Here is a 14,143-nt window from a genome sequence, read left to right as displayed (position 1 = left end):
GTTTGCCGAGTGGGTTGCCCTGGGCAGCATCACCGGTGGCTGTAACCTGGTGGTTGACGTAACCAATCCAGGGGCACCTGATGCCTGTGGCGGTTCGTCAGAAGTGATCTGGACAGCTACCAGCGACTGTGGGGCACCGCTGTTGTTGAGTTCGACCTTTACGGTAGAGCCAGCACCTGAGGTTTCCTTCACCGCGCCAGAGGATTATACAATGGCAGCATGTTCCGACCAGGCTTCCGTAGACCAGGCGTTTGCCGAGTGGGTTGCCCTGGGCAGCATCACGGGCGGCTGTAACCTGATGGTTGAAGTGACCAATCCAGGGGCACCTGATGCCTGTGGAGGTTCAACCGAAGTTATCTGGACAGCTACCAGCGACTGTGGGGCACCGTTATTGCTGAGTTCGACCTTTACGGTGATAGGAGATACGACACCTCCAATGCTAGTAGGGCCAATTCCAGAAGGTATTTCGGATATTGATGCTTGTTTTAGCGATGTTCCAGAAGGGCCAACTGCAGATGAAATCGCAGCTATTTATGAAGATAACTGTGGAGAAGTATTTGTAGAAAAAATGCCTTCTATTGTTGGAGATGATTGTAAATGGATAGCGCTTTATGAATTCATAATATCTGATGCATGTGGTAATACATTGCCTCGTCTTAAAATTTACTATAATGGAGGAGATCAAACACCGCCAGTCATTGATGTACCAATGATGGATCCTATATGTAATGATGAATTCCCAGAAGCTCTTAAGGCTAATTGGGTAGATAATTGTTCAGGTGAAGGTGAAGTAACGGCATATTTAAGTGATACAACTATGGATGGTTGTGTTGAATATGGTACTTATGTGTTTGAAGCATCTGATGCATGTGGTAATATGGCTCAAGAGATATTAACTCTTGAAAGAACGGTTGAGAAGTACTCCGGTAATTGTGAGACTGCTTTTGGTAGAGATCCAAACAGTAATACATGTTTCCTTCAAGACGGATTTAACCGTTGGGGTTGGACCAATTATTACGCAGAAGAAGGTACCTATACTATGGATCTTTATGCGGGAGCAGGACAATGTAATTTGTCCAGTGGTACTCTAGCTGGAGATGTCGTGGTGGAATATCTAGATGGATATGTTACTGTATACTTTGATATTGCTAGTGGATTTGGAATGAGTGAGGCCCAAGTTTATGTGGGTTGTAATCCTTACCCAACTAAAAATAATGGAGCCTATACAGTAGCTCCTGGACAGTACAACTTCAATGTTGGAGCAATGGATTATATGACAAGTTACACCGTAGGGCCTATTGAGGCGTCTGGACCAATCTACGTAATAGCACATGCTAATGTTTGTGAAGCTATTTGCCAATGTGGTGAAGGAGATTCTGGAGAGTATGCGCCAGAAGGAGCTGCTATAGATTGTGAAGATGAAGTGATTGATCCTGAACCAACAGTTGTTGCAAGTAACTTAGACTTTGTTGCTTATCCTGTTCCATTCGATAAGGAGGTTACTATATCATACATGTTTGAATTTGAAACAGATGTAACTATTGAATTGTTTGACACAAGAGGAATTGTAATCTTAAGTGAAACAAATAGAAATTATGGTAAAGGATTTAAAGATAAAACAACCTTTGATTTATCTAGAATACCTAATCAAATGTTCTATGTGAAGTTAACGACCAATCAAGGTTCGGTTACTAAGAAAATTGTTTCTTCTTCATTGAAGGAGCATAAAAATTAGAAAGTAGAATTTAAAATTGAAGGGCAGCTATAAGCTGCCCTTTTTATTTAATGTAGTTTTTGATTTTCAATTTGTGACCAGTATTTTATGGTATGGAGCTTTAATAATTCCAACGTTTTAATTGATTTTTGGTAATTGCTTTTATTTTGCCATGCATAAAAAAAGGTCCCTGTTTTTAACAAGGACCTTTTCTATTTTAATACTCTCTCTTTACTTAAGACTCTGTATGCTTTTCAGCCTTTTCTATTTTTATGGTTAATTCTTCAGTTTTTGAATCTAAATCCATAAAAATAGTATCGCCTTCCTGTAATTGGGCATTGATGATTTCTTCAGCAAGAGCATCTTCAATATACTTTTGAATAGCACGTTTTAAAGGTCGCGCACCATACTGTTTATCGAAGCCTTTATCTGCGATATAATCTTTGGCTTTATCACTCAATTTAAGTTCGTAACCTAAACCTTTGATGCGCTCAACAAGCTTGGCAAGTTCAATATCAATGATTTTATCGATATCTGATTTTTCTAAAGCATTGAATACAATGACATCATCAATTCTGTTTAGGAACTCTGGAGCAAAGGCTTTTTTCAAGGCATTTTCAATAATGCTTTTTGAGTTGTCATGAGCTTGGGCTTCTCTTGCAGCGGTTCCAAAACCAACACCTTGTCCAAAGTCCTTAAGCTTTCTGGCACCGATGTTGGAAGTCATGATGATAATGGAGTTTCTGAAATCTATCTTTCTTCCCAAGCTATCAGTAAGATAACCGTCATCCAATACCTGTAAAAGCATGTTGAATACATCTGGATGCGCTTTTTCAATCTCATCCAAAAGGATTACAGCATAAGGCTTACGACGAACCTTTTCGGTTAATTGCCCACCTTCTTCGTAACCAACGTATCCTGGAGGTGCTCCAACAAGTCTAGAAATTGCAAATTTCTCCATATACTCACTCATATCAATTCTGATAAGAGCATCCTCGCTGTCAAATAATTCTCGGGCCAGTACTTTGGCTAATTGGGTTTTCCCAACTCCAGTTTGCCCTAAAAATATAAACGAGCCAATAGGTTTGTTAGGATCCTTAAGACCAGCTCTGTTACGTTGAATTGCCTTTACAACCTTAGCTACTGCTTCATCTTGACCAATAACTTTTCCTTTGATGTGGTCAGGTAACTTTACCAATTTGTTGCTTTCTGTTTGTGCTATTCTATTTACAGGAATACCTGTCATCATCGATACCACATCTGCAACGTTATCTTCGGTAACAATTTCACGGTGAAGTTTGGTTTCTTCTTCCCATTTTTCTTGGGCCACGGCCAATTCTTTCTCCAGGCGTTTTTCGTCATCTCGAAGTTTGGCCGCCTCTTCATACTTTTGTTTTTTAACAACCGTATTTTTGGTTTCCCTAACTTCTTCTAACTTTTTCTCCAATTCCAAAATTTGCTTCGGAACTTCAATATTGGTGATATGTACTCTCGATCCAGCCTCATCCAAAGCATCTATAGCTTTGTCGGGTAAAAATCGATCGGTCATGTATCTATTAGTCAATTTTACACAGGCCTCAATGGCTTCAGGAGTGTAATCTACATTATGGTGGTCTTCATATTTTTCCTTAACGTTGTTAAGGATTTCAATAGTTTCTTCCACAGTTGTAGGTTCTACAATCACCTTTTGGAAACGACGCTCTAAAGCACCATCTTTTTCGATGTACTGTCTATATTCGTCCAAAGTAGTAGCGCCTATACATTGAATTTCTCCACGTGCCAAAGCTGGTTTGAACATGTTTGAAGCATCCAAACTCCCTGTGGCACCACCGGCACCTACAATAGTGTGAATTTCGTCAATGAACAAAATGATGTCATCATTCTTCTCAAGTTCGTTCATCACGGCTTTCATGCGTTCTTCAAACTGACCACGGTATTTCGTTCCAGCAACCAAACTTGCCAGGTCTAAAGTCACTACTCGCTTGTTGAAAAGGATTCTAGATACTTTACGTTTTACGATACGTAGTGCCAAACCTTCCGCAATAGCCGATTTACCAACTCCAGGTTCGCCAATAAGAAGTGGATTGTTCTTTTTACGTCTGCTCAATATTTGGGACACACGTTGTATTTCTTTTTCTCTACCAACAACAGGATCTAGTTTGCCTTCTTCTGCCAATACGGTGAGATCTCTACCAAAATTGTCTAGAACTGGCGTCTTAGATTTTTTTGTTGTTTTAGATGAAGATTGACCAAATGGGTTTTGTTTAGAATCATCGTCATCGGCCATATCGTCGTCTGAATAGGACTCGGCTTTTGGAGATTCTAAAAAGTCATCATCGTTTGTAATCATAAATTTAAATTGCTCTTTAACGTTATCATAATCCACTTTTAGCTTGTTCAAAAGCTTGGTTGTGGGGTCGTTTTCGTTTCTTAAGATACATAGCAGCAAATGCGCTGTATTGATAGATGTGCTTTGAAACAGTTTGGCTTCCAAAAAGGTGGTCTTTAAAGCACGCTCTGCCTGTCTAGTAAGATGTAGGTTCTTTTTTTCGTTAGAGGCAGTTGCCACATTAGAATTGGCGGGGCTCAATATTTCAACCTTGCGCCTTAAATGGTTCAAATCTATATCTAGGGCACTCAATATATCAATTGCTTTTCCACTGCCATCACGAAGTAGGCCCAGCATTAAATGCTCGGTACCTATAAAATCATGGCCAAGACGCAGTGCTTCCTCTTTACTGTAAGCAATGACATCTTTGACTCTTGGGGAAAAATTATCGTCCATAATTAAAAATCCTTTCTGCATTAAAAATAATAAAAAACAAAGTTATAAAGGCAAAAACTGTACCTTAAATGTTTCATAAAAGCTAATAGAGGAAAAAACTTTAAAAATTCAAAACTTTTGGACTTTTACTTATTAACGAAAGAAGGCCTTATATTTGTTAATAAAAAAAGTTAAAAAACCCTCTTAAAAGTCGGATAAGGACTAACAAAATACTTATATTAGCACGATTTGAAAACCTACAAAAAATCTAATTAAATATATATGGTAGAAGGAGAAAAACTCATTCCAATTAACATTGAAGATGAAATGAAATCGGCCTACATTGACTATTCAATGTCGGTCATTGTGTCACGTGCTTTGCCAGATGTTAGAGACGGATTGAAGCCAGTGCACAGACGTGTATTGTTTGGGATGCATGAGCTTGGTGTAAGATCCAATTCACCTTATAAAAAATCGGCCAGAATTGTTGGAGAGGTTTTGGGTAAGTACCACCCTCACGGAGATAGTTCTGTTTATGATACAATGGTACGTATGGCTCAGGAATGGAGCTTGCGTTATATGTTGGTAGACGGGCAGGGGAACTTTGGTTCCATTGACGGAGATAGCCCTGCAGCTATGCGTTATACAGAGGCGCGTATGCGTAAGATTTCCGAAGATATGTTGGCAGACATTGAAAAGGAAACCGTAGACCACAAACTTAACTTTGACGATACTTTACAGGAACCAACTGTATTGCCTACCAGAATTCCAGGATTATTGGTGAATGGTGCTTCAGGGATTGCAGTAGGGATGGCTACCAATATGCCTCCACACAACATTTCTGAAGTTGTAGATGGAACTGTTGCTTATATCGATAACAACGATATTGAAATAGAGGAGTTGATGACCCATATTAAGGCGCCTGATTTTCCAACAGGAGGTACTATTTACGGGTATGATGGAGTTAAGGAAGCATTCAAAACAGGTAGAGGAAGAATCGTAATAAGAGGTATTGCCAATATTGAGGAAGTTCAAGGCCGCGAATGCATTGTGGTAACAGAAATTCCTTATTTGGTGAATAAGGCCGAAATGATCAAGAAGACGGCCGACTTGGTTAACGATAAGAAACTGGAAGGAATTTCTACTATTCGTGACGAATCCGATAGAAACGGGATGCGTATCGTTTATGTACTTAAGCGTGATGCCATTCCAAATATTGTTTTAAACAAACTTTACAAATATACAGCTCTTCAATCGTCGTTCAGTGTTAATAACATTGCATTGGTGAATGGGCGTCCACAATTGTTGAATCTAAAAGATTTGATTTATCATTTTGTGGAGCACAGACATGAGGTTGTAGTAAGAAGAACCACTTACGAATTGCGAAAAGCTGAAGAGCGTGCCCACATTTTGGAAGGGTTGATTATTGCTTCGGATAATATTGATGAAGTTATTGCATTAATCAGAGCCTCTTCAAATGCAGAAGAAGCAAGAGAGAAGTTGATCGAGCGTTTCAAGCTTTCAGAAATTCAAGCGAAGGCAATTGTTGAAATGAGATTGCGTCAGTTAACAGGACTGGAGCAAGACAAACTTCGTACTGAATATGAAGAATTGATGAAGACTATTGAAGACTTGAAGGATATTCTTGCTAAGAAAGAGCGAAGAATGGAAATCATCAAGGAAGAACTTTTGGTAGTTAAGGAAAAGTATGGTGACGACAGACGTTCTATTATCGAATATGCTGGTGGTGATTTAAGTATTGAAGATATGATTCCTGATGCGCAAGTGGTAATTACCATTTCGCATGCGGGTTATATCAAACGTACATCATTGAGTGAATATAAGCTTCAACATAGAGGAGGAGTTGGGCAAAAAGCATCAACAACAAGAAACGAAGATTTCTTGGAGCATTTGTTTGTAGGGACCAACCACCAGTACATGTTGTTCTTCACCCAAAAAGGAAAATGTTTCTGGATGCGCGTTTATGAAATTCCAGAAGGAAGTAAAACTTCTAAGGGAAGAGCTATCCAAAACTTGATCAACATAGAACAGGATGATAAGGTTAAAGCGTTCATCTGTACTCAAGATTTGAAGGATGAAGAATACATCAATAGTCACTATGTAATCATGGCGACTAAGCAAGGTCAGGTTAAGAAAACGTCTTTGGAGCAATATTCGAGACCAAGAACCAATGGTATCAACGCTATTACAATTAAGGAAGATGACGAGCTATTAGAAGCAAGACTTACTACTGGTAACAGTCAAGTGATGCTGGCATTGAAGTCTGGTAAGGCCATTCGATTTGAGGAAGCTAAAACACGACCAATGGGACGTAGTGCTTCTGGAGTACGTGGTATTACTTTAGCTACGGACACAGATGAAGTAATTGGTATGATTGCCATTGAAAATCCTCAGGAAGAATCTGTTTTGGTAGTGTCTGAAAACGGTTATGGAAAACGAACCTATATTGACGATCCAGAAGATGGAGAACCAGTGTACAGAATTACCAACCGTGGAGGTAAAGGTGTAAAAACTATTTCCATTACAGAAAAAACAGGAAGTCTTGTGGCTATAAAAACCGTTACAGATGAAGATGATTTAATGATCATCAATAAATCTGGTATCGCCATTAGAATTGCGGTTAAGGATTTGCGTGTAATGGGAAGAGCTACACAAGGTGTTAGACTTATCAGCTTAAAAGGAAAGGATTCTATCGCCGCTGTTGCTAAGGTAATGAAGGACGAGCAAGAAGAGATTGAAGGAGCAGCAGAAGATATCGAAACCGCAAATGAAGATGGTGCAGCCATCGACAATGCACAAGAATAAAAATAACTAATATTAATAAATAGTAATTCAAAATGAATTTTTCAATGAACAATCATAAATACTCAATTCAGAGAAGTATTGTGAATAAAAAGCAACTGGCAGTTGCTTTGGCTCTTTTGGCTGGTTCTTTCACCTATGCGCAAAAGAATGAACTTAAGGATGCTGAAAAGGCTATTAAATCTGGAAATTATGCAGATGCCAAAACGGCAATCAATTCAGCAGAGTCATTAATATCAGGTACAGATTCTAAAACTCAAGCAAAATTTTATTTCCTTAAAGGGCAGGCTTTGTATGCTAACGGTGCTGGATCGGATGCTGATATAGAAAAGGCTATTGAAAGTTTGGATAAAGTTAAAGCTATTGAAAGTGCCGATGGTAAAGTAAAGTATTCTAGCGATGTTGATGAAATGAAGCAACAGATGTTAAATGGATTCTTAACCGATGCAAATTCTGCACTTGAGGCGAAAGATTATATGAAATCTTCAAAAGGATTCGAGCAAGCTTACAGAATGTCTCCAAAAGACACTTTATATCTTTATTATGCAGCTTCTACTGCTGTAACTGCTAAAGATTATGATACCTCTTTGGAGTATTATGAAGAATTAAGAGATTTAGGTTATGAAGGTGTTGAAACTGAGTATACAGCTATAAATAAAGCAAGTAATGAGGTTGAAACTTTCGGTTCAGCATCTTTACGTGATATAAGTGTAAAGGCAGGAACTCACATCAAGCCTTCAGTAAGAAAGACAGATCCAAAGTCTGCCGAAATCATCAAAAACATCGCTTTGATTTACGTGTCTAAGGGAGATACCGCAAAGGCTATTGAAGCAATTGATGATGCTAGAAAGCAAAATCCAGATGACTTTAACTTATTGTTGACTGAAGCTAACCTGCACCTACAAATGGGGAACAAGGATAAATTTAAGGCTTTAATGCAGGAAGCGACTGTTAAAGATCCAAATAATCCAGAGTTACAATATAACTTAGGTGTTATTTCAGCAGAAGCAGGTGAAACAGAAGCCGCAAAAGCATATTACAAAAAAGCTATTGAATTAGACCCTGGATATGTTGATGCTTACAATAACCTAGCGGTTGTAACTTTAGCCGGTGAGCAAAGCATCATTGAAGAAATGAATGGTTTGGGTAACTCTGCTGCTGACAACAAACGTTATGACGAATTGAAGGAGCAACGTATGCAATTGTATAGGGATGCTGTTCCTTATTTAGAAAAAACATTACAGTTAAAACCTAACAATTTGCAAGCGGCTCAAACGTTAATGAATATTTATAGTGCTATTGGAGATACTGATAACTATAAAAAGATGAAGGCAAAAGTTGAAGCTATTCAGAGCGGAAACTAAAACTTGAAGGATATATCATAAAAAAAGCTACTTAATTTTAAGTAGCTTTTTTTTGTTAGATTATTTTTTTGATGACTCTCAATTTATGGGTGTGCATCCGTTTGTCTACATTGTAAATTCCAGAATGGTCCAAACGATCAATCCTTACTTTGCCATGCGCATGGATAATGTAATTGTTAGCCATGATGATGCCAACATGAACAATATGTCCTTCGTTATTATCAAAGAAAGCTAAATCTCCAGGTTCACTTTCTTCTATAAAACTTAAGGCTTCTCCCTGTGTAGCTTGCTGCGAAGCATCTCGCAAAAGTTTATAACCATTAAGTTTGTACACCATTTGTGTAAACCCAGAACAGTCTATTCCAAAAGGTGTTTTTCCTCCCCACAAATAAGGAGCGTTCAAATAGGTGAATGCAGTTTTAAGCAGCTGTTCTCTTGGTTGAATTCCTTGAACCAAATTACCATCGTGTTGATGCTCCAACACAGATAAGCCATTTAATGACGAACCTAACGGTATGGTGATTAAATTGTCATTGACATCTTGTACAAATTCAACTAGGTCGGAGGAAAGTTTAGGGAATTCACCTTTTAAGGTGTTATAATTCTCTTGATCAATTTCAAGATATTGCTTGTTATCTATCCAACCTTCGTAATTATCAAAATGCAAACGGATTTTGCTCCAATGTTTACGCTGTTCCAAAACCTTAAAGAAATCTCCATATAAAACCTGTGAAACGAGTTCACTTTTATCGGAAGGTTCTAATCGTAAAGGAACAATGCTTAAGTTACAAATTCCGTATTGCATGTATCTGTTTTAGTTACGTTCAATAACAATTGCAGAAGCTCCTCCGCCACCATTACAAATAGCAGCCGCTCCAATTTTAGCATTGTTTTGTTCCAAAACATTTATAAGGGTGATGATAATTCTAACACCTGAACATCCAAGTGGGTGTCCTAATGAAACGGCTCCACCGTTTACATTTACTTTATCATCATTTAATCCTAGAAGTTTCATGTTAGCCAAGCCTACTACAGAAAAGGCTTCGTTAAATTCAAAGAAATCTACATCCTCTATAGCAATGCCTGCTTTGTCCAATGCCTTAGGAAGGGCCTTGGCAGGAGCAGTTGTAAACCATTTTGGTTCGTGAGCTGCATCGGCATAACTTTTTATGGTGGCCAATGGAGTCAATCCTAATTCTTCCGCTTTTTCTCTGCTCATCAAGACTACGGCTCCAGCACCATCATTAATGGTAGAAGCATTGGCAGCAGTAACAGTTCCTTCTTTTGTGAAGGCAGGGCGTAAAGATGGAATTTTGTCAATTTTTACGTTTGTGAACTCTTCATCTTTGTTCACAACTAGAGCATCACCACGACGTTGAGGCACTTCAACAGGAACTACTTCATTGTCGAATTTTCCAGCTTCCCAAGCAGCCGCAGATCTTTCATAAGACTGAATAGCAAAAGCATCTTGGTCTTCACGGGAGAAGTTATATTCGGTTGCACAAGCATCGGCACAAACACCCATGGCATTTTGGTCGTAAGCATCTACCAAACCATCTTTTTGCATCCCGTCAATTAAACTTGCAGGACCAAATTTTGTTCCCATACGGGCATGCATATAATGCGGAATCAAACTCATGTTTTCCATCCCTCCGGCAACCACGATATCCGCATCACCTAAAGCAATAGATTGGGCAGCCTGCATAACGGCTTTCATACCAGAAGCACATACTTTGTTTACTGTTGTACAAGGAACAGTATCTGGAATACCAGCATACATAGCGGCTTGTCTAGCCGGTGCTTGACCAGCTCCAGCTTGTACTACGTGGCCCATTAAAACTTCCTGAACCAATTCTGGTTTCAAGTTAATTTTATCTAAAGCTCCTTTTATGGCAACTGCTCCCAATTTTGGTGCAGGTATTGTTGATAAACTTCCTAAAAAACTACCTATTGGTGTCCTTGCAGCAGACACAATTACGACGTCTTTACTCATTGTTATGCATTTGTATTAGTTCGAGCAAAATTAATCATTTTTTTACAGAGTTAGGAACGAAATGGCATTATAACGTTATCGTAAATTTTAAGTAATTCATTTTGAAATGTATAGGTGGAAAATGAATAAGCGAGGAGATGGGAATTAGAATTTCTTAAAATTTAATAGTTTGGCTTTATTTCTTACATTTGAAATTGTGTCAATACTACGCTATGAATGAACTAATAAATAAATGGTACAGAAACCATGCGCTTTTGTATAAAGTACTGCTGTTTATTGCTACCACTTTATTGATTGTATACCTCTTCCCTAAAAGCGGAAAATTTAAATACAGCTTTGAACAAGGTAAGCCATGGCAATCGGAAAACTTATATGCGCCTTTCAATTTCGCCATAAAAAAATCCCAAGCAGAAATCAATGAGGAAAAAAGGACTATTCAAGAGAATAGTACCATTTATTTCAATGTAGATGAAGGCTTAAAAAGCACCGTTTTACAATCCTATAAAAACCAGTTTAAAGGAGCATTTCCCGACAGTGTCAAGCAAAAAAGTAATGCATTGTATAAAATAGGGAAGGATGTTATAGAGCGTATATATAAACATGGTGTTTTAGATGATAGCTATAATTATGGGCCAGACAAAAACGTGGTGCTTTTGGACAACCAAACCCAAGTGGCCTCGATCACCTATAAAGATCTTACCAAGACCAATGCTTTCATAAATATTTTGGAACAATCACTTGCAGAAGAAGACCTATCTGAATATGATTCCAATTTTGTGTCCTTGTTTTTTGATATTGTCAAACCAAATATTTCTTTGAACAAAGCCATTACAGATAATGCTTTGAAGGAAGAGTTGGATCGTGTGTCACCTACAAGGGGAAGTATTGAAAAGGAAACTTTGATCATTTCAAAAGGTGAATTAGTTGAAGGCAAGAAATATGATATTCTAGAATCCTTAAAATCAGAATACGAATCCCAAGTTTGGAGTGAGTCCAACTACAACTGGGTGATTTTTGCCTACACATTATTGGTGGCCTTGGCTTTATTGATGCTGCTTTTATTCCTTAGGAAATATAGAATGGAAGTGTTTTTGGACAATACCAAAGTTACCTTCATTTTTTTCAATATTGTATTCGTGATTTTATTGACCACCTTGGTGGTAAATTATGATTCGAGGTATGTTTATGTAATTCCGTTGTGTATTCTACCTTTGGTGTTGAAAGCCTTTTTTGATGCGCGTTTAGGTTTGTTTTCACATGTGCTTACCGTATTGCTTCTTGGGTTTATTGTGCCTAATAGTTATGAGTATATTTTCCTTCAGATTATTGCGGGTATTGTAACCATTTTAACGGTTTCAGAACTTTATAAACGAGCCAATTTGTTTATTTCCGTAGGGCAGATTACCATTATTTACATTATTGCTTATTTCGCCTTTTTCGTGATTCATGAAGGAAGTGTGGCTAGCCTAAAATGGGGAACATTTGGATTGTTTATTTTGTGTGGACTTGCCACTTTGTTCGTACAGCCTTTAATTTACATCTATGAGAAATTGTTCGGGTTGGTGTCAGATGTGTCTTTATTGGAGCTTTCAGATACCAATTCTAAACTGTTGAAGGAATTGGCTAATAAAGCGCCAGGAACTTTTCACCATTCCTTAAATGTGGCCAATTTGGCTGAAGCTTCGGCCAATGAAATAGGTGCTAATTCCATGTTGGTGAGGGTAGGAGCTTTGTACCATGATATAGGTAAAATGAAGAATCCAACCTATTTCACCGAAAACCAATCTACGGGGATCAATCCTCATGATGAATTGTCTCCGAAGGAAAGTGCTAGAATTATCATAGATCACGTGATAGATGGTATTGAAATTGCCAAAAAGAACAACTTGCCAGACCGTGTGATTGATTTTATAAGAACTCACCATGGAATGAGTTTAGTGTATTATTTTTACTTAAAGGAGCGTGAAATTGATGAGAATTTGAACAAGGAAGAATTTAGGTATCCAGGACCAAAGCCATTTAGTAAGGAAACTGCCATTTTAATGATGTGCGATAGTGTGGAGGCGGCCTCCAAAAGTTTAAAGGAACCTTCTTCAACCAAAATCGACAAGTTTGTAGAATCCATTATAGGGAAGCAGATGGAGAGCGGTCAGTTTTTGAATGCCAACATTACCTTTAAGGAAATTGAAGCTATCAAGAAGGTTTTAAAGAGTAAATTGGCCAATATTTACCATTTACGGATTGAATACCCAGAATAGGAATATTGTTCTTAAAATTGGTTAGAGTGGTATTGTTCCCCTAGAAGAATATATCTTAACGAGACACATAAAAACAAAAAAGCCTTACTATTTCTAGTAAGGCTTTTTGTGATCGCGACAGGATTCGAACCTGTGACCGTCTGCTTAGAAGGCAGATGCTCTATCCAACTGAGCTACGCGACCAAAACTTTAAGAGCGTTCCTCAAAAAGGCGGTGCAAATATAAGTACATACTTCATACAAAACAACTCTGTTTTTGATTTTTTTGAATTTTTTTTTCGCAGCATCTTTCATGTACTTGCTTTGGTTCATTTGGGTTTTGCCTGCTTTGAAAAAGTTTTAGGCTGCTATTGTTTTTTAAACGATTTAAGGGTGAGTAGTTTAGTGCCTGTCTTCGCGAAAATGATGAAACCATGCTTTTGCAGATTTAAGCTTTCTCCTAGAGATTTCAATGGAAGTGCCGTCTTGAAAAAAAAATGCTTGATTTTCCATTTTTTCTATGAAATGTTGGTTGATCAACATTGATCGGTGACATCTAAAGAACCCAAAGTCGCCTAAAATATCCTCAAAATAGCCTAAATTTTTCGATGACAATTCTTGGTTTCCGTTGTGTAAAATCAATTTGCTGTAGTTTCTATCGCCTTCAATGTATTTAATTGATTTTAATTTTAAACGTAAGGTTCCCGAATGGGTAGGCAATAATAGCGTTTGGTCTTTAATGTGTTTTACCTTTTGGTTAGACAAGGCATTTTTAACTTTCTCTTGGTTTAACACCCCGTTTTTTTGATTGGAAAATCTATTGATGGCATTTTTTAGTTCTTCGGTATCAAAAGGTTTTAAAAGATAGTCCAATGCATTAAACCGTATGGCTTTTATGGCATAATGGCTATGTGAAGTAATGAAAATGGTTTTAAAGTCAATATTGGTAACAGTGTTAAGCATTTCAAACCCTGTCATGTCTGGCATTTCTACATCAAGGAATAGCAATTCGGGTTTTAGAGAATGTATCATTTCAATGGCTTCTTCGCCATTGGTAGCTATACCTACCACATTTAAAAGTTTATGGTTTTCAGCTAAATGATCTTTTAGCAGCTCCAAAATGAAGGGGTTGTCATCTATTAGTAAGGTTTTAATACTCATTTTAAACTGGAATTATCCCAATAGGGGTATGCATAAACCATAAAATAGTTACCACTTGATAATAATTAAGGCCGCTCGATAATTCAAA

Annotated in this window: 8 protein-coding genes and 1 tRNA gene; 4 read left to right on the top strand and 5 right to left on the bottom strand. The window is 37.8% G+C overall.

The window, feature by feature from the left end; translation table 11 throughout:
- The coding region (locus tag AC6I5C_RS09590; protein WP_497904963.1) for a T9SS type A sorting domain-containing protein at positions 1-1,735 on the top strand (1,735 nt) is incomplete at its 5' end.
- 214 nt (positions 1,736-1,949) lie between these two features.
- Here AC6I5C_RS09590 and AC6I5C_RS09585 read toward each other — a convergent pair.
- Entirely contained in the window at positions 1,950-4,499 is a 2,550-nt protein-coding gene (locus AC6I5C_RS09585) for an ATP-dependent Clp protease ATP-binding subunit (protein WP_497904962.1), read from the bottom strand.
- Positions 4,500-4,760: 261 nt separating this feature from the next.
- Here AC6I5C_RS09585 and gyrA point away from each other — a divergent pair, with 261 nt between their 5' ends.
- Both gyrA and AC6I5C_RS09575 read left to right on the top strand, forming a co-directional pair.
- Positions 4,761-7,304: a DNA gyrase subunit A gene (gyrA, locus tag AC6I5C_RS09580; RefSeq protein WP_053977760.1), complete on the top strand. Its 2,544-nt coding sequence runs from the start codon at positions 4,761-4,763 to the stop codon at positions 7,302-7,304.
- A 44-nt stretch (positions 7,305-7,348) separates the two neighbouring features.
- Positions 7,349-8,665 carry a tetratricopeptide repeat protein gene (locus AC6I5C_RS09575; protein WP_497904961.1) on the top strand — a complete coding sequence of 439 codons (1,317 nt, stop codon included), beginning with the start codon at positions 7,349-7,351 and terminating at the stop codon, positions 8,663-8,665.
- Positions 8,666-8,720: 55 nt separating this feature from the next.
- Here the strand turns inward: AC6I5C_RS09575 and AC6I5C_RS09570 are convergent, their stop codons facing one another.
- Both AC6I5C_RS09570 and AC6I5C_RS09565 read right to left on the bottom strand, forming a co-directional pair.
- On the bottom strand, positions 8,721-9,470 hold the full coding sequence (locus AC6I5C_RS09570; RefSeq protein ID WP_497904960.1) for a C40 family peptidase: 750 nt from the start codon (positions 9,468-9,470) through the stop codon (positions 8,721-8,723).
- A gap of 9 nt (positions 9,471-9,479) precedes the next feature.
- Positions 9,480-10,658: an acetyl-CoA C-acyltransferase gene (locus AC6I5C_RS09565; protein ID WP_497904959.1), complete on the bottom strand. Its 1,179-nt coding sequence runs from the start codon at positions 10,656-10,658 to the stop codon at positions 9,480-9,482.
- Between the two features lie 212 nt (positions 10,659-10,870).
- Here AC6I5C_RS09565 and AC6I5C_RS09560 point away from each other — a divergent pair, with 212 nt between their 5' ends.
- Positions 10,871-12,916: an HD family phosphohydrolase gene (locus tag AC6I5C_RS09560; protein ID WP_497904958.1), complete on the top strand. Its 2,046-nt coding sequence runs from the start codon at positions 10,871-10,873 to the stop codon at positions 12,914-12,916.
- Between the two features lie 109 nt (positions 12,917-13,025).
- On the opposite strand, the gene AC6I5C_RS09555 is transcribed toward AC6I5C_RS09560, so the two are convergent.
- Together AC6I5C_RS09555 and AC6I5C_RS09550 are read right to left on the bottom strand one after the other, a co-directional pair.
- A tRNA-Arg gene (locus AC6I5C_RS09555) sits at positions 13,026-13,099 on the bottom strand.
- 197 nt (positions 13,100-13,296) lie between these two features.
- Positions 13,297-14,055 (bottom strand): LytR/AlgR family response regulator transcription factor, encoded by a 759-nt coding sequence (locus AC6I5C_RS09550; protein WP_497904957.1) that lies wholly within the window; start codon positions 14,053-14,055, stop codon positions 13,297-13,299.
- Positions 14,056-14,143 lie beyond the last annotated feature (88 nt).

It is taken from the genome of Mangrovimonas sp. sgz306409, assembly GCF_059735265.1.
This window is presented reverse-complemented; position numbering and strand designations above follow the sequence as displayed.